The sequence below is a fragment of the Actinotalea sp. JY-7876 genome, assembly GCF_014042015.1.
Taxonomy (GTDB): Bacteria; Actinomycetota; Actinomycetes; order Actinomycetales; family Cellulomonadaceae; genus Actinotalea.
Genome location: NZ_CP059493.1, coordinates 3,120,678 through 3,137,203, shown reverse-complemented (window position 1 = coordinate 3,137,203; position 16,526 = coordinate 3,120,678). Strand labels below are relative to the sequence as shown.

The 16,526-nt window shown below is 74.0% G+C and carries 15 protein-coding genes; 5 read left to right on the top strand and 10 right to left on the bottom strand.

What is annotated here, in order from left to right; genetic code table 11:
- Positions 1 to 27: 27 nt before the first annotated feature.
- Complete coding sequence (locus H2O74_RS14450) at positions 28 to 516, bottom strand: nitroreductase/quinone reductase family protein (RefSeq protein WP_255491909.1); 489 nt, start codon at positions 514 to 516, stop codon at positions 28 to 30.
- Positions 516 to 974 carry a hypothetical protein gene (locus H2O74_RS14445; RefSeq protein WP_182112213.1) on the bottom strand — a complete coding sequence of 153 codons (459 nt, stop codon included), beginning with the start codon at positions 972 to 974 and terminating at the stop codon, positions 516 to 518. The genes H2O74_RS14450 and H2O74_RS14445 overlap by 1 nt, the downstream gene beginning before the upstream one ends.
- 100 nt (positions 975 to 1,074) lie before the next feature.
- On the opposite strand from H2O74_RS14445, the gene H2O74_RS14440 reads away from it, so the two are divergent.
- The gene (locus H2O74_RS14440; RefSeq protein WP_182112212.1) at positions 1,075 to 1,899 is read left to right on the top strand and encodes a TetR/AcrR family transcriptional regulator; all 825 of its coding nucleotides are present in this window, start codon (positions 1,075 to 1,077) and stop codon (positions 1,897 to 1,899) included.
- A 92-nt stretch (positions 1,900 to 1,991) separates the two neighbouring features.
- Complete coding sequence (locus tag H2O74_RS14435) at positions 1,992 to 2,753, top strand: deoxyribonuclease IV (RefSeq protein ID WP_182112211.1); 762 nt, start codon at positions 1,992 to 1,994, stop codon at positions 2,751 to 2,753.
- A 93-nt stretch (positions 2,754 to 2,846) separates the two neighbouring features.
- On the opposite strand, the gene H2O74_RS14430 is transcribed toward H2O74_RS14435, so the two are convergent.
- The 4 genes from H2O74_RS14430 to H2O74_RS14415 form a co-directional block, all read right to left on the bottom strand.
- Positions 2,847 to 3,764: a sugar phosphate isomerase/epimerase gene (locus H2O74_RS14430; protein WP_182112210.1), complete on the bottom strand. Its 918-nt coding sequence runs from the start codon at positions 3,762 to 3,764 to the stop codon at positions 2,847 to 2,849.
- Positions 3,761 to 4,924, bottom strand: coding sequence for a Gfo/Idh/MocA family protein (locus H2O74_RS14425; protein ID WP_182112209.1), 1,164 nt, complete (start codon positions 4,922 to 4,924; stop codon positions 3,761 to 3,763). The genes H2O74_RS14430 and H2O74_RS14425 overlap by 4 nt, the downstream gene beginning before the upstream one ends.
- 705 nt (positions 4,925 to 5,629) lie before the next feature.
- The gene (locus tag H2O74_RS14420; protein WP_182112208.1) at positions 5,630 to 7,111 is read right to left on the bottom strand and encodes a mannitol dehydrogenase family protein; all 1,482 of its coding nucleotides are present in this window, start codon (positions 7,109 to 7,111) and stop codon (positions 5,630 to 5,632) included.
- A 35-nt stretch (positions 7,112 to 7,146) separates the two neighbouring features.
- A complete protein-coding gene (locus H2O74_RS14415) occupies positions 7,147 to 8,163 on the bottom strand; it encodes a LacI family DNA-binding transcriptional regulator (protein ID WP_182112207.1) in 1,017 nt (338 codons plus the stop codon).
- Between the two features lie 191 nt (positions 8,164 to 8,354).
- Here H2O74_RS14415 and uxaC point away from each other — a divergent pair, with 191 nt between their 5' ends.
- Positions 8,355 to 9,827 (top strand): glucuronate isomerase, encoded by a 1,473-nt coding sequence (gene uxaC / locus H2O74_RS14410; protein ID WP_182112206.1) that lies wholly within the window; start codon positions 8,355 to 8,357, stop codon positions 9,825 to 9,827.
- 158 nt (positions 9,828 to 9,985) lie between these two features.
- Here uxaC and H2O74_RS14405 read toward each other — a convergent pair whose 3' ends face one another.
- The 4 genes from H2O74_RS14405 to H2O74_RS14390 form a co-directional block, all read right to left on the bottom strand.
- On the bottom strand, positions 9,986 to 10,324 hold the full coding sequence (locus H2O74_RS14405) for a cupin domain-containing protein (RefSeq protein ID WP_182112205.1): 339 nt from the start codon (positions 10,322 to 10,324) through the stop codon (positions 9,986 to 9,988).
- Between the two features lie 108 nt (positions 10,325 to 10,432).
- Positions 10,433 to 11,983, bottom strand: a complete 1,551-nt coding sequence (locus H2O74_RS14400; protein WP_182112204.1) for a UxaA family hydrolase — start codon at positions 11,981 to 11,983, stop codon at positions 10,433 to 10,435.
- Positions 11,980 to 12,969 carry a PmoA family protein gene (locus tag H2O74_RS14395; RefSeq protein ID WP_182112203.1) on the bottom strand — a complete coding sequence of 330 codons (990 nt, stop codon included), beginning with the start codon at positions 12,967 to 12,969 and terminating at the stop codon, positions 11,980 to 11,982. Before H2O74_RS14395 ends, H2O74_RS14400 begins: the two co-directional genes overlap by 4 nt.
- Positions 12,966 to 14,201, bottom strand: a complete 1,236-nt coding sequence (locus H2O74_RS14390) for a Gfo/Idh/MocA family protein (RefSeq protein WP_255491654.1) — start codon at positions 14,199 to 14,201, stop codon at positions 12,966 to 12,968. Before H2O74_RS14390 ends, H2O74_RS14395 begins: the two co-directional genes overlap by 4 nt.
- 267 nt (positions 14,202 to 14,468) lie before the next feature.
- Between H2O74_RS14390 and H2O74_RS14385 the strand changes: the two genes are divergently transcribed.
- Together H2O74_RS14385 and H2O74_RS14380 are read left to right on the top strand one after the other, a co-directional pair.
- Positions 14,469 to 15,410: a carbohydrate ABC transporter permease gene (locus H2O74_RS14385; RefSeq protein ID WP_182112201.1), complete on the top strand. Its 942-nt coding sequence runs from the start codon at positions 14,469 to 14,471 to the stop codon at positions 15,408 to 15,410.
- Between the two features lie 64 nt (positions 15,411 to 15,474).
- Positions 15,475 to 16,386 (top strand): carbohydrate ABC transporter permease, encoded by a 912-nt coding sequence (locus tag H2O74_RS14380; RefSeq protein ID WP_182114305.1) that lies wholly within the window; start codon positions 15,475 to 15,477, stop codon positions 16,384 to 16,386.
- Positions 16,387 to 16,526 lie beyond the last annotated feature (140 nt).

Genomic DNA, 16,526 nt, shown 5'->3' with positions numbered 1-16,526 from the left:
GCCACCTCGCGCCGGATGTCGGCAAGGTCAGGGTGCCTGTCGGCGGTCGACGCGCAGGACGGGGTGGCGCTCGGCGACGGCGGCGAAGTGCTCGACCGGGGCGCCCACCGGCACGGGGATGTGCGGGCGGCCGCCGGGAGCCAGCTCGACGTAGCGACGCAGGATCGGGGCACGGTCCTCGGCCGGGACCTCGGTGAGCAGCACGGGCTCGGGACGCGGCGCGTGCAGGACGGCCCGGCCGCCGTCGGCGCGCACGTTGCGCAGCCACTGGACGTCGGGTCCGAGCATCGAGACGAGGTACCGCTCGCCCTCGTGCCGGACGAGCACCAGCGGCAGCGACACGACGCGTCCCGACGTGCGCCCGCGGACGTCGAGGGTGACGCCGCGGCCGCCGAACGTGAGGACGCCGTGCCGGTACTGCCACGCGGCCAGCGTGTTCATGGGCCGCGCGAGCCAGTTCGGCCGCCCGCTCCGGTACATCCACCGGGTCACGTCCCCCGGCAGGATGCCGCGCATCACTGCCACCCGGGCTGCGTCGCCCACACCGCGGCCATCGCGGCGACGAGCACCGTGACGGTGGTCAGGAGGACTGCCGCGGCGCTCAGGACGAGAAGCACCCGCGCGACGCGCGCCGACCGGGCGCCGGGTCGCCCGGGGCGGAGCGGTCGCCACACGCTCCAGGCAGCGACGGTCAGCATGAGGAACGCCGAGACCGTCAGGGCGTCCGAGCCCTTGGCGTGCTCCTGGACCTCGGCCGGCAGCGGCTGCGGCGCGGTCGCCGTGAGCCGGTCCAGCAGGTCGCCGCCCGCGTCGCCGGCCCACGCGCACAGGGCGAGCGCCACGGCCGCGACGACGACGAGCGCGATGCGGGTGCGGTGACGGGCGGCCGGGACCAGCGCGTAGACGAGCGCCAGCAGCGCGGCGAGAGGTGCGACGATGGCGGCCGCATGACCGATGACGACGTGGGCGGGCATCACGATCGCCCGCGTTGCGTTGACACTTGGTATCCCATGTCCCAAAGGTAGAACCGTGGCTGCACCGCGTCAACGTCCCACCCGAGCTCGGCGACCCCGCATGAGCGACGCCGAGACCGAGCAGCGCGTGCTCGCCGCCGCACTCGACGTGCTCGCCGACCAGGGCATCACCGTCGGCCTCGACGGGCTGCGCTTCGAGGAGGTCATCCGCGCGGCGGACGTCTCGCGCACGTCGGCCTACCGGCGCTGGCCGAGCCGTGAGGCGTTCCTCGACGACGTCCTGCTCCAGCTCGCACGCGGGAGCGAGCTGCCCCACATCGGCGAACAGGTGCAGGCCGAGGCGGCGCCGCTCCTGAGCCCGGGGTGGTCCGACCTGACGACGGCGGCCGGCCGGCACGACCTCTTCGTCGAGCTGCTGCGCCTGGCCTTCGCCGCCGACGTCGGCGCGACCTTCGCGTCCCCGCAGTTCCAGACGTACCTCGCGCTGCGGGCGGCCTTCCTCGGGGTGCCCTCGGAGGAGCTGCGGACGGCGCTTGCGGAGGCGCTCGTGCGCAGCGAGCGCCGCGCCGTGGCACGGGGCCGGGCCATCATCGCGGGGGCCGCGCACCTGTTCGCCCGTCGCCTGGTGCCGCCGCTCGCGGGTGACGAGGGGTACGACGTCGTCGCGCGCACCATCAGTGCGGCGACCAACGGGTTCGTCGTCGCAGGGCTGGCCGACCCGGCGCTCATCCACGACACCCGGGCGCTGGCTCCCTACGGCTCGACGCGCACGGCCGACTGGTCGGTCCCCGTGCTCGCGCTGGCCGGCATCGTGCTGGGCCACCTCGAGGACGACCCGGACGCGCCGGTGCCGACTCCGGAGTCGCTGGTCGCGGCCCTGCCGGACCTCGTCCGCGCCGGCGCCGCGGCGGCCGCCGCCGTCTGACCTCCCGTCCGACCTGCCGTCCGGCCGGTCGTCCCCGAGGCCTCGACCACCCGGGGGTGGGGGCGGCGGGTGGGCTCGTCTAGCCTGGCGGCATGGCACTGATCGGAGCGCACGTGCGGGACGGGGACCCGGTCGCGGCCGCGGCCGAGGTGGGCGCGGAGGCGGTCCAGTTCTTCCTCGCGGACCCGCAGGGGTGGAAGAAGCCCGTCCCGCGCGAGGACGCGGCCGACGTCGTCGGGTCCGGCCTGGGCGTCTACGCGCACGCGCCGTACCTGGTCAACGTCGCGTCGACGAACAACAAGATCCGGATCCCGAGCCGCAAGATGATCGCCGAGCACGCCGCGGCGGCGGCCGCGCTCGGGGGCAAGGGCCTGATCGTCCACGGCGGTCACGTGGGCGACGGCGACGACATCGCCGTCGGCGTCGACAACTGGCGCAAGACCTTCGAGCGGGCGACCTTCCCGGTGCTCGTCCTGGTGGAGAACACCGCCGGCGGCGAGAACGCGTGCGCGCGCACGCTCGACCGCATCGCCATGTTGTGGGACGCGATCGGCGGGTACGACGTCGGCTTCTGCCTCGACACCTGCCACGCGTGGGCGGCCGGGGAAGACCTCGAGACCATCGTCGACCGGGTCAAGGCCATCACCGGGCGCATCGACCTCGTGCACGCCAACAGCTCGCGCGACGAGTTCGGCTCCAGCCGCGACCGCCACGCCAACTTCGCGACGGGGACCATCCCCGCCGAGCTCATCGCGCACGTCGTGCGGGAGGCCGGCTGCGACGCCGTCGTCGAGACGCCGGCGGAGCGTCAGGCCGAGGACATCGCCTTCCTGCGCGCGGCGCTCGCGGGCTGAGCGACGCCGGTCGGCCGCACGGCCGAGGTCTGCGGCTCGACGTACACACGGGTGCCCTCGGCATGCGGCGTGACGCCGCAGGTCAGCGCGCTGTCAGAGGAACGGCAGGACGTGGCGCCGGTACCGCTCGGCGACCGTCGCGACGACGTCGTCCCCGGGCTGGTCCCAGATCGCCTGGTTGAAGATCTCGACCTCGACGTCGCCGGTGTACCCGGCCTGCCCGACCCAGCGCGTGATCGTGGCGAAGTCGACGAAGCCGTCGCCCATGTACCCGCGCGAGAGCAGGGCGTCGTCGGCGAGGGGGAGCAGGAAGTCGCACACCTGGTAGCCGGCGATGCGGCCCTCCGCGCCGGCGCGGGCGATCTGGCGCTCGAGGTCCGGGTCCCACCACACGTGGTAGGTGTCCACGACGACGCCGACCGTCTCGGCGGGGAAGGGCTCCGCCAGGTCGAGCGCCTGGCCGAGGGTCGAGATCACCGCGCGGTCCGCGGCGAACATCGGGTGCAGCGCCTCGAGCACGAGGCGCACGCCGTGCTCCTGGGCGAACGGGACCAGGTCGGCGATGCGGTCGGCGACGCGCCGGCGCGTGGCGGCGACGTCGCGGGCCGGGTCCGCGGCCGCGCCGCCCGGGTGGGGCGAGGCGGGCAGCCCGGCACCCGGGGACGCCGGGAGACCGCCGACGACGAAGACCAGCTCGCGCGTGCCCAGGGTCGCCGCCTCCACGACGGCGCGGCGGTTGTCCTCGAGCGCGGCCGCGATGCCGGCGTCGTCGGCCGCGGTGAGGAACCCGCCCCGGCACAGCGACGAGACGCGCAGGCCGGCGTCGGCCACCAGGCGCGCGGCCCGCTCCAGACCGGCCTCCTGCACGCGGTCGCGCCACAGGCCCACCGCGGGCAGGCCCGCGCGGACCGCGGCGTCGACGGCCTCGGCGAGCGTGAGCGCCTTGGTCGTGGCCGTGTTGAGCGAGAGGCGGGCGAGGTCGCCGTCGGCCGCGTGCGCCGGGCTGGTCACAGCTCGATCGCCGGGATCTCGAGGCGGCGACCCTCGGCCGAGGAGCGCAGGCCGAGCTCCGCGAGCTGCACGCCGCGTGCCGCGGACAGCAGGCCGTAGCGGTGCTCGCGCCCGGCGACGACGTCGCGCAGGAACTCCTCCCACTGGAGCTTGAAGCCGTTGTCGAGGTCGCCGTTGGCGGGGACCTCGAGCCACTGGTCGCGGAAGGGCTCGGTGACGGGCAGGTCCGGGTTCCACACGGGCTTGGGCGTGTGGGCGCGCTGCTGGGCGACGCACTTGCGCAGCCCGGCGACCGCCGAGCCGTGCGTGCCGTCGACCTGGAACTCGACCAGCTCGTCGCGGTAGACGCGCACGGCCCACGAGGAGTTGATCTGGGCGACCACGGGGTCACCGGCGGGCGTCTCGACCTCGAAGATGCCGTAGGCGGCGTCGTCGGCGGTGGCGGCGTACTCGCGGCCCTGCTCGTCCCAGCGCGTCGGGATGTGCGTGGCGGTGCGTGCCGTGACGGCCTTGACGTCGCCGAGGATGCCCTCGAGGACGTAGTTCCAGTGGCAGAACATGTCGACGGTCATGCCGCCGCCGTCCTCGGCCCGGTAGTTCCACGACGGGCGCTGGGCCGGCTGGACGTCGCCCTCGAAGACCCAGTACCCGAACTCGCCGCGCAGCGACAGGATGCGGCCGAAGAAGCCCTCGTCGACGAGGCGGCGCAGCTTCACGAGGCCCGGCAGGTAGAGCTTGTCGTGCACGACGCCGGCCGTGATGCCCGCCTCGCGCGCCGTCCGGGCGAGCTCGACGGCCTCCTGGAGCGTCTCCGCCGTCGGCTTCTCGGTGTAGATGTGCTTGCCGGCCTTCATCGCCGCGGTCAGGGCGGCGGCGCGGCGGGAGGTGACCTGCGCGTCGAAGTAGATGTCGATGCCGGGGTCGGCGATCGCGGCCTCCGCGTCGGTCGTCCAGTGCTCGATGCCGTGCTGCTCGGCGATCTCGCGGATCTTCGCCTCGTTGCGGCCGACGAGGATCGGCTCGACCTGCACGCGCGTGCCGTCGGCGAGCTCGACGCCGCCCGCGTCGCGGATGGGCAGGATCGAGCGCACGAGGTGCTGGCGGTACCCCATCCGACCGGTGACGCCGTTCATCGCGATGCGCAGGACCGGGCTGGCCATGGGATGCCTCCGTGTGTGGTTCGGTGCCGCCTCGGAGGCGGGAGTCGTGGCGCGCACCCCGCCCCGACGACGCCGTCGGCTGTGTGGGGAATGCGCTTTCCCAACCGTAGGGCGCACGGCGCACGGAGGTCAAGCAGCGCAACGTCCGGCGCTGCTGGACGAGCCCCCGACCGCGGGAGTCGTGCTCTCCCCTCTCCGAGCGTGGAGGTGGTGCTCTCCCCTCTCCGAGCGTGGAGGTGGTGCTCTTCCCTCTCCGAGCGTGGAGCGCCGTGCCATGACACGCCGGCGTGTCCCGGCGCCACGCTCCACACTCGTGGCACGACGCTCCGCCGGACGGCACGTCGCTCCGCACTCGACACGGCGCTCCGCCACGGGCGTGGTTCCGCGCCGTCGCGGTGGCCCCAGGCTCCCCGGCGTCCTCAGCGGCTCGAGGGCGGTTCGGTGCGCAGGAGACGGGCGGGCGCGAGCTAGTGCGGAGCGTCGTGCCGCGACCCGCCGGCGTGTCGGGGCACAACGCTCCGCGCTCATGGCACGACGCTCCGCTGGTGGGTACGGGGCTCCGCGGATGGCACGACGCTCCGCGCTCATGGCACGACGCTCCGCTGGTGGGCACGGGGCTCCGCGGATGGCACGACGCTCCGCGCTCGGGGCAGGGGCTTCGCCGAGGGCACGGGGCTCCGCGGCGGAGGGACGAGCGGTGTCGGGTCAGGTCAGCAGGCGCTGGACGCTCGCGACCTCCGTGCGCAGCGCCGTGCGGAGGCGGTCGTCCTCGGCGAGTGCCTCGGGGAACACCGCGCGCAGGGCGAGCATGCGGTCGGCCAGGCCGGCGTCGTCGCCCGACGCCGCCTCGCGCAGCTGGTCGGCGAGCGGGTCGTCGAGCGGCAGCTCCCGGCCGGCGACGTCACGGCCGCGCGCGACGAAGACCATCCACGCCGCCAGCGTGCGCACGGCCGCCTCGGGGACCACGCCCGCGGCGAGCCGGTCCGCCACGGTGCCGAGGATGCGCATGGGCAGCTTCTGCGAGCCGTCGCCCGCGACCTGGAGCGTGGTGTACCCGGTCGACGGGTTCGCGAAGCGCGACAGGATCGAGTCCCGGTACTCCGCGAGGTCCACGCCCTGCGGCTGCTCGAGCGTCGGCATGACGTCCTCGTCCAGGAGCCGGCGCGCGAGGCCCGCCACCTCGGGGTCCCCGAGCGCCTCGTCGATGAGCCGGTGCCCGCGCAGCGCGCCGAGGTAGGCCACCGCCGAGTGGGTGCCGTTGAGCATGCGGAGCTTGGCCCGCTCGTAGGGCCGGACGTCGGGGGCGAGGATCGCCCCCGCGAGCTCCCAGCGCGGTCGCGGCCCGGCGAACGAGTCCTCGATAACCCACTGGCTGAACGGCTCGGCGACCACGAGGCCCTCGTCGCGCAGGCCGAGCAGGCGCGTCGCCTCGGCGCGGTGGGCGTCCGTCGTCGCGGGCGTGATCCGGTCGACCATCGTCAGCGGGTACCGCACCGCGTCCTGCGCCCACGCCCGCACGACGTCGGCGCCGGCCGCCTCGAGCAGGTCCGTCACCAGGCCGCGCAGCACGTGCCCGTTGTCGACCATGTTGTCGCAGCACAGGACGCTGAGCGGCGTCCCGTGCTCCGCCCGCCGCGCGAGCCCGCGCGCGATCGCGCCGACGGGTGTGTGCGCCGCGTCGTCGGACCAGCCGCCGGTGAGCTCGGCCCGCAGCGTGGCGAGGTCGGCCGCGACGGCGTCGTCGCCGAGGTCGAGGCGCCCGTCGGGCGCGCGGTGGTACCCCTTCTCCGAGACGGTCGAGGAGACGACGTGCGTCGTCGGCGCAGCGATCGCGGCCAGGACGTCGGGCGTGCGGCTGCCCAGGTGGGCGACGTCGCGCATCGAGCCGATGACCCGCATCGACGTCGAGTCGGCGCCCTTGGTGAGCACCGAGTACAGGCCGTCCTGGGGTACCAGCTGGTCGGCGACGCGGCGGCTGCGCGGCGTCACGCCGAAGATGCCCCAGCGGTCCTCCCCGGCCGCGGCGGCCGCGTCCTCGGTGAAGACGGCCTGGTGCGCGCGGTGGAAGGCGCCGACGCCCAGGTGCACGACGCCGACGGTGGCCGCACCCGGGTCCACGGCCGGGCCCCGGACGTCGGGGCGTCCGGCGACGGACGCGAGGGTGGCCTTCGAGAGGCGGTGGGTCATGGGTCCCCCTGGGGTGGTGGTGGGTGGTGTCGCGGTCATGCGCCGTCCGGGCGAACCGGCCCGGTGGAGGCGCGCACGACCAGCGAGACGGACATGCGCTGGGTACGGGGCTCGCCCTCGTCGAGGTCCTCGCCGAGGTCCACGGTGCCGGTCGCGCCGTGGTCGACCTCGTCCAGCAGCAGGTCGACGGCGGCCCGGCCGAGCAGGCGGAGCGGCACGGCGACGGTCGTGAGCGTGGGTGAGACGTGCGTGGCGGCCGGGATGTCGTCGAAGCCGACGACCGAGACGCGGCCGGGAACGTCGGTGCCCCGGGCGCGGAGCCGGTCGAGGATGCCGAGCGCGATGAGGTCGTTGTGCGCGATCACGGCCGTCGCGCCGCTCGCGGCCACGAGGTCGGCGGCCGCGACGCCGCCCGCGAAGACGGTCGGGAAGTGGCCCAGCTGCACCAGCTCGACGTCGTCGGTCGCGTGGGCGGCGAGCTCGAGCCCGCGCCGCCGCTCGCGGTCCGACCAGGAGCCCCACTGGCCGCCGGCGTAGGCGATCCGGCGGTGGCCCAGCGCGTGCAGGTGCGCGACGGCCTGGCGGATGCCGTCCTCGTTGTCGATCACGACGGAACGCAGGTGCTCGGACTCGCGGTTCACCAGCACGATCCGCGGGTGCTGGGGGAGCGCCGCGAGCGCCTGGTCCGGCATGCGCGGCGAGCACAGCACGATGCCGTCCACCTCGGACGTCATCCGGTGCACGAGCTCCGTCTCGAGGCGCGGGTCCTCGTCGGCGTCCGCGACGACGACGACCAGGCCGGCGGCGCGCGCGCGGTGCTGGACGCCCTTCGCGATCCCCGAGAAGAACGGGTTCTGCATGTCGGGGACGATGAGCCCGAGCCGGCGCTGGCCCGTCGGCTCGTCGCGCCCGGCCCGGTAGCCGAGCTCGGCGGCGGCGGCCTGCACGCGCTCGCGCCGGTCGGGGGACACGCTCGAGGGGTTCGCCAGGGCGCGGGACGCGGTCGCGGGGGAGACCCCGGCCGCTCGTGCGACGTCGCGCAGCGTCGCCATGGGCGTTCCCCTCTCGCGTGAAACACGATGAATCAGAATCAGAGCACGGTTCATCCGCGCCGCGCAAGGCGCGCTGGGCCCCGTGTGGGGCGCGACAACTTGTGGCCACGCACTTGGCGTCCGTGCACGTCACGCGCAAGGATGACGCGCGGAGCACCATTGTTTCACGCCGTCTCACAGGAGGTCGCCCGATGACCGCTCAGCACGTTGGCACCACGTCGCCCCCCGGCACCACGACGCAGGGCTGGGCGCTGCACCCGGACCGCGCGCTCCCGGCGGAGCCGAGCAGCCGCGACGCGGCCCGCGCGGTCTACGCGGCCACCCGCGACCTGCCGATCGTCTCGATGCACGGTCACGTCGACGCGGGCGTCCTCGCCGCCGACGAGCCCTTCGGCAACCCCGCCGAGGTCTTCGTCGTCCCGGACCACTACCTCGTGCGGATGCTGGTCTCGCAGGGGGTGCCGCACGACTCCCTCGGCGTCCCGCGGCGCGACGGCAAGCCCGTCGAGACCGACCCGCGCGAGATCTGGCGGACCTTCTGCACGAACTGGAAGCTCTTCCGCGGCACGCCCACCCGCTACTGGATGGAGCACGTGCTGGTCGAGATCTTCGGCGTCAGCGCGCCGCCGTCGGCGCAGACGGCCGACACGCTGTACGACGAGGTCCAGGCGCAGCTGAGCACCGACGCCTTCCGGCCGCTCGCGCTCGCCGACCGCTTCAACCTCGAGATCGTCGCCACGACGGACCCGGCGACCGCGACGCTCGCGGACCACGCGGACCTCGCCGGCCGCGGCTGGGGCGAGCGCATCGTGCCCACGTTCCGCCCGGACGCCCTCCTGCACGTCGACCGGCCCGAGTGGCGCGACGACATCGCGCTGCTGGCCGAGCGCTCGGGGATCGACGTCGGCTCCTACGCCGACTACGTCCGCGCCCTCGAGCAGCGCCGCGCGGCCTTCATCGCCGCCGGTGCGCGGGCGACCGACCACGGCCACCTGCTCGCCGACACGACGCCGCTGACGCCCGCCGAGGCCGGCCGGATCTTCGACGCCGCGCTGCGCGGCGAGGTCTCGGCGGCCGACGCCCAGGCGTTCAGCGGCCACATGCTGCACGAGATGGCGCGCATGTCCGCCGAGGACGGCCTGGTCATGCAGATCCACCCCGGCGTGCTGCGCAACCACGACAGCCACGTCTTCGCCGAGCGGGGACCCGACGTCGGCTACGACATCCCGGTCGCCGCCGAGTACACGCGCTCCCTGCGCCCCCTGCTCGAGTCGTTCGGCCACCACCCCGGCCTGCGGCTGATCGTGTTCACGGTCGACGAGACGGTGTTCGCACGCGAGCTGGCGCCGATGGCCGGCGTCTACCCCGCGATGAAGCTCGGCGCGCCGTGGTGGTTCCTCGACACCCCCGACGGCATGCGCCGCTACCGCGAGGCGGTCACGGACTCGGCCGGGTTCTACAACACCACGGGCTTCGTCGACGACACGCGCGCGTTCTTCTCGATCCCCGCGCGGCACGACCTCGCGCGCCGGATCGACGCCGGCTACCTCGGCCGCCTGGTCGCCGAGCACCGCCTCACGGTGGACGAGGCCGTCGAGACGGCCGTCGACCTGGCCTACGAGCTCCCGAAGCTCGCCTACCCGAAGCCCGCCCCCCGCACCTGACCCGCCGGGGTCCGGGCGGGCGACGTCGGCCCGCGCCGACAGCCCGTTGAGCACGTCCGTTCCACGCGAGTGCGTCCGTCACAGCGGACGTGCTCACCGGGAACGGACGTGCTCACCAGGGACGGACGTGCTCGGCGCCGCCGACGGGGCGCCGGCGGCTACTCCAGGTTCTCCTGCTGCATGCGGGGTGCGGCGTGGATGCACGTCATGCGCAGCGCGCCCGTGCCGGTCGCCAAAAACTTGTGGGCCGTGCCGGCGCCGACGACGAGGATGTCGCCGCCGCTCGCGTGGTGCTCCTGCCCGTCGGCGGTGACGGTCGCCTCGCCCTCGTGGACCACCCAGGTCTCGGTGTACGGGTGCCGGTGCAGCGGCGGGCCCTGGCCGGGGTCGACGTCGACCAGGAAGAACGAGACCCCCGAGCCGTACGGCTCGCCCTCGAAGCGTGCGGTCCGGCCGCCACCTGCCCGGAGCTCCGCCGCCGTCACCCTGCTGAGCATTCGTCCCCCCGACGCCCGCTGCCGACTGCCGCTGCCCCACCAGCGTCCCGCAGCGGCCCCGCCCGGCCAAGGGGTGGAGTGCGGCACCCCTCGGCCGGACCGACGTCGTCAGGTGACGGTGCCGAGCTGCCAGGGGATGAACTCGTCCTGCCCGAGGTCCAGCTGCTCGCTGACCGTCTGCTCGCCGGACGCGACGCGCAGGATCATGTCCAGGATCTCCTGGCCCACCTGCTCGAGCGTGGCGGTGCCGTCGACGATGCGCCCGGCGTTGAGGTCCATGTCCTCGGCCATCCGCAGGTACATCTGCGTGTTCGTGGCCACCTTGATCGACGGCGACGGCTTGCAGCCCAGCACCGAGCCGCGGCCCGTCGTGAAGACCACGACGTTCGACCCGCCCGCCACGAGCCCGGTCACCGACACCGGGTCGTAGCCCGGCGTGTCCATGAATCCGAAGCCCGGCACCGAGATCGGCTCCGCGTACTCGTAGACGGCGGCGAGCTCGGCCGTCCCGCCCTTCGCGACGGCGCCCAGGGACTTCTCGAGGATCGTCGTCAGGCCGCCGGCCTTGTTGCCGGGGGACGGGTTGTTGTCGAGCGACCCGCCGCCCTCCTCGGCGTAGCGCCGCCACCAGTCGATCCGGTCCAGCAGCCGCCGGCCGACCTCGGGCGAGACCGCACGCCGCGTGAGCAGGTGCTCGGCGCCGAAGACCTCGGGCGTCTCGGCCAGCACGGAGCGCGCGCCCCACGCCACGAGCCGGTCGGACGCCCAGCCCAGGGCGGGGTTGGCGGTGATGCCCGAGTACCCGTCGGACCCGCCGCAGTTCAACCCGAGCACCAGCTCGCTGACGTCGCACTCCTCGCGCCGGCGCGCGTCGAGCTGCGGCAGCATCGCGGTGATCGCCTCGACGCCCGCGCGCACGGTCTTCCGGATGCCGCCGGACTCCTGGATGATCAGCTGCTGCACCAGGGTGTCGGACGGGATGTCGACGCCGCCGAGCACCTGGTCCACCTGCAGCATCTCGCAGCCGAGCCCGAGCACCAGCAGGCCCGCGACGTTGGCGTGCGTCGCGTAGCCGCGCAGCGTGCGCAGCAGCATCTGCCCGCCCTCCGACGTCGGCACCATGCCGCACCCGGAGGTGTGCGTCAGCGCAACGACGCCGTCGACGTTCGGGAACGCGTCGAGCACCGGGCCGCGGAACTGGTCCGCGATGAGCTTCGCGGAGCTCGCCGAGCAGTTCACGGAGGTGAGGATCGCGATGTAGTTGCGCGTCCCGACGCGACCGTCGGCGCGCCGGTAGCCCTGGAACGTCGGGCGCGGACCGGCGAGCGGCTGCGGGACGACGCGGGCCGTGCCGAACTCGTAGTCCTGGTCGACGTCCGCCATGGCCAGGTTGTGCGTGTGGACGTGGTCGCCGGGGGCGATGTCGACCCGGGCGCGCCCGATGGACTGGCCGTACTTGTGCACCGCGTCGCCCGTGGCGACGGGCCGGACGGCGAGCTTGTGCCCCCGCGGGACGCTCTGCGTCACCTCGAGCGCGGTCCCGTCCGGGCACCGGAGCACCGTGCCGGACTGCAGGTCACGGGTCGCGACGGCGACGTCGTCGTCGGGGCGCAGCAGGAGCGTCGCCTCGGCGAGCGGTGCGGCGGTCTCGGTGGTCATGACTGGTCCTTCCGGTACTCCGGCGCGAGGGCTGCGGCGACGACGTCGTCGGGCAGGCGCCCGTCGGCGAACACCCAGGTGAACGTCCGGCGCACGGGAGATCCTTCCGCAACCTGCAGCGGGGTGTCCCAGGCGAGCGCCGAGCCGATGCCCGGGTACGACGTGACGCGCACGAACCAGGGGTCCTGCGCCGTGATCTCGTCGCCCGGTGCGACGGCGATGGTGACGGGCCGGCCGCCCACGTCGGCGCGCCACGCGAGCCAGTGCGCGCCGTCGGCCGGGCGGGTGCCGTGCACGGCCTCCTCGCCGGACCCGAGCGGCGTGGAGACCTCGACGTCGCGGCACGGCGCGACGCGCAGGAAGACCCCGCCGTAGCCGGCGCGCTCGCGCCCGTGCGTGCCGGGGCTGCCCAGCACGACCGGCGACCGCCCGGCGGTGCCCGCCGGGACGCGGAGGGTCACGCCGAGCTCCAGGCGCCACGTCGCGTCGTCCACCGCGTCCCAGCGGAGCGTGCGCTCCTCGTGCAGCAGGGGCGTGCCGTCGGGGCGGAGCCAGGCGAGCGCCTCGCGCACGGCACCGGGCTCGCGTCGCTCCCACGCGCGGTGCACGACGCGACCGTGGTCGTGGCGCCACGTGTAGCCGGCGTCGGGCAGGTAGGTGCGCCCGCCCCAGAGGTTGGTGCCGTCGACGTCCTGCACGCCGACGGAGAGCCCGACGTGCCAGGTGTGGTCGCGCGGCGCGGCGTCGCTGACGACGACGCCGGACCGGGTCCGGAGCGGGTGCAGGTGGGGGCGCGGCGCGTCGAACGCGGGGCTGCCCGCGCCGTCGACGTAGCGCAGCACCTCGGTGGGCCCGAGCTGGACGGCCAGGAGCCCGTGGTGCCGCGACCACCGGGGCGCCGGGTCCCACGGGGGAGCCTTGACGGGTGCGTCGGGCCCGACCGCCGAGGGCGGCGGCGTGACGCCGGCGTGCACGACGGCGGTCACGCGGTCACCTCCCGCGCGGGCCGGGTGGGGTCGGCGGGCCCGACCGGCCGCGCGAAGGGCGCGCCCAGCTCGGCGAACGTCGCGCCCTGCGCCGCGACGCGCTGGCACCACGCGGCGACGTCGCGCACCACGCGGCGCGGGCCGCCGTCGCCGCGCGTGTCCGCGTCGTCCTGGACGACGTCGACGTGCTCGGGCGCGATCGGCGTCGGATCGGGCGCGGCGCGGACGGCGTCCAGGACGCGCATGAAGGCGCCGGTCCCGCGCAGGGGGGCCAGCAGCGGGACCGCCGGGTCGGCGCGGTGGTCGAGCAGGTTGGCGAGCAGGTTCGTGCGCGCGGCGGCGACCGTGCGCTCGCCGGACCCGTCGGCCGCACGGAACGTGACCGTGTCCGCGTAGTAGTCCAGCGTCGCGGTGCCCCGCGTGCCGCGCACGGTGACGATCGGGTCGGCGTGCTCGGCCGCGCAGAGCGTCAGGCCGAGCGTCACGCGGATCCCGTCCGTGGTCACGACCCGCACCGCGGACGTGTCGTCGGCCTCGATGTCGTTGGCGCGGTACTGGTCGAGCTCGACGGTGGCGACGTCGTCGGTGGTGCGTGCGCCGGCGAGGTGGAGCGCCGTGGCGACGGCGTGCGCGAGGGGGTTGGTCACGACGCCGTCCACGACCGGCCGCCCGCCGAGCGCGCGGCGACCCGCCCAGTCGGCGCGCGTGAAGTAGCTCTCGGCCCGCACCCACGTGCCCACGGCGCCGACGTCGGTGACGTCGCCGAGCTCGCCGGCGCGCACCGCGTCGTGGACGACGTCGAGGGCCGCCGAGCCGAAGGTCTGGAAGCCGACCTGCACCTCGCGCCCGGCCTCCGCGGCCGTGCCCAGCAGGCGGTCGAGCTCGTCGAGCGACGCCGTCGGCGGCTTCTCGAGCAGCACGTCGGCGCCCGCGCGCAGGGCGAGCGTGGCGAGGTCCGCGTGCGTGTGGATGGGGGTGGCGACGACGACGACGTCGGGCCGGGTCGTCGGGTCCGCCGCGCTCGCGTCGAGCAGCGCGCGCAGGTCGGGGAACCACGGGACGCCGGGGCGGTCGCTCGACGGCGCGTCGGGGGAGTCGGCGTCGGGCGGACGCGGGTCGGCGAGCGCGACCAGGCGTGCGCGCCCGGACGCCTCGAGGTTGGCGATGATGCGGCGCTGGTGGGCGCCGTAGCCGTGGATCCCGACCAGGGCGATGCGGGGCAGATCCTGCACGCCGGCTCCTCCGATGGTTGACACCGCTTCGTCGCGGCCGTTACAAAGAGGGTATACGAAGGTGGATAGCGCTTTCCACCTTCGAGCCCTTCCGGGGTTGAAGCGTTTCAGTTTGTGTAGCAGGCTGCAGGTCTGCGTGGCGCTGTCCGGCCGGAACGTCCCGGCCCAGCGCGCTCGGTCCATCAAGGGCGATCACCGAGGAGTGCCCCATGCCGCTTGTCCCCACCCCATCGGCGCGTCGCGCGCGCCCCCACGTCGGGGGGTGCCATGTCAGCACTCGGTGAGCTCGCCGCTCTGCGCAAGACCAAGGGGCAGAAGGCCACGCCCAGCCCGGCGGAGCGCGGCGACAACAAGGCGGCGATCTTCTTCCTCGCGCCGTGGTTCGTCGGCCTCTTCCTCATCACCGCCGGCCCGATGGCCGCCTCGCTGTACCTGTCCTTCACGGACTACAGCCTGCTGCAGCCGCCGGAGTGGATCGGCGGCGCCAACTACGTCGAGATGCTCAACGACCGGCGGCTGCACAACTCGCTCCAGGTCACGGCGACGTACGTCTTCGTCTCGGTGCCCCTGCAGCTGGCGGCGGCGCTCGGGCTCGCGCTGTTCCTCGACCGCGGCCTGCGGGGCCTGGCCCTGTACCGGTCGGTCTTCTACCTGCCGTCGCTCCTCGGCGGCAGCGTCGCGATCGCGATCCTGTGGCGCCAGATCTTCGGCACGAACGGCCTCATCAACCAGGTCCTCGACTTCTTCGGCATCCAGGGCCAGGGCTGGGTCTCGCACCCCGACTACGCGCTCGGGACGCTCGTGATCCTCAACGTGTGGACCTTCGGGTCCCCGATGATCATCTTCCTCGCCGGGCTCCGCCAGATCCCCGAGATGTACTACGAGGCGGCGTCGATCGACGGCGCCGGCAAGCTGCGGCAGTTCGCGAGCATCACGCTCCCGCTCCTCACGCCGATCATCTTCTTCAACCTGGTGCTCCAGCTCATCGGCGCGTTCCAGTCCTTCACCCAGGCCTTCGTCGTCAGCGGCGGGACGGGCGGGCCGGTGGACTCGACGATGTTCTACACGCTCTACCTGTACCAGAAGGGCTTCACGAACCTCGACATGGGCTACGCCTCGGCGATGGCCTGGCTGCTCGTGGTCATCATCGCGGGGCTGACGGCCGTCAACTTCCTCCTCTCCAAGTACTGGGTCTTCTACAATGACTGAGCGCATCGAGCAGGACGTGCCGACCCCCGGGATCCAGGCGCAGGCCGCCGTCGCCGGCGGGAACATGGTGGGCGTCGAGCCCGCTGCCGCCCCCCAGGGCGACCCTCCCCGCCGCAGCACGCGGGCCGTGGGGGACCCGTCGCCGTGGGCCGCGCGGACCCGCACCGTGGGCAAGCACCTGCTGCTCATCGCCCTCGGGTTCGTGATGCTCTACCCGCTGCTGTGGATGCTCTCGAGCTCCCTGAAGCCGACGGAGCTCATCTTCCGCGAGCCCGGCCTCATCCCCTCGCAGCTCGACCCGGCGAACTACACGGACGGCTGGACGGCGCTGCTGCACCCCTTCAGCCACTACCTGATGAACTCGTTCATCATCGTGATGGGCTCGGTCGCCGGGAACCTGATCTCGTGCTCGCTCGCGGCCTACGCGTTCGCGCGGCTCAACTTCAAGGGCCGCAAGATCTGGTTCGCGATCATGCTGATGTCGATCATGCTGCCGATCCACGTCGTGATCGTGCCGCAGTACATCCTGTTCTCCGAGCTGGAGTGGATCAACACGTTCCTGCCGCTCATCGTGCCCAAGCTGCTGGCGACGGACGCGTTCTTCATCTTCCTCATGGTCCAGTTCTTCCGGGGCATCCCGAAGGAGCTCGACGAGGCCGCGCGCATCGACGGCGCGGGCCACGCCCGGATCTTCTTCCAGGTCATGCTGCCGCTCGCCACGCCCGCGCTCGCGACGACGGCGATCTTCACCTTCATCTGGACCTGGAACGACTTCTTCAGCCAGCTGATCTTCCTGACCAACCCCGACATGTACACGGTCCCCGTCGCGCTGCGCACGTTCGTCGACTCGACGGGCGAGAGCTCCTGGGGCCCGCTGTTCGCGATGTCGATCGTCTCGCTCATCCCGGTGTTCCTGGTCTTCCTGTTCGGCCAGAAGTACCTGGTCAAGGGCATCGCCACCACGGGCATCAAGTAGGCCCGACGCCGGCGGGGGCAACGCAGCCCCCGCCGGACGCACCGCGCACCACCCGCACGGCACCACCCGCACCGCACCACCCGCACCGCTACACCGCAGGCCCTCGGAGCCGGCCGAGCACCACCTCCGGCGCAGTACCC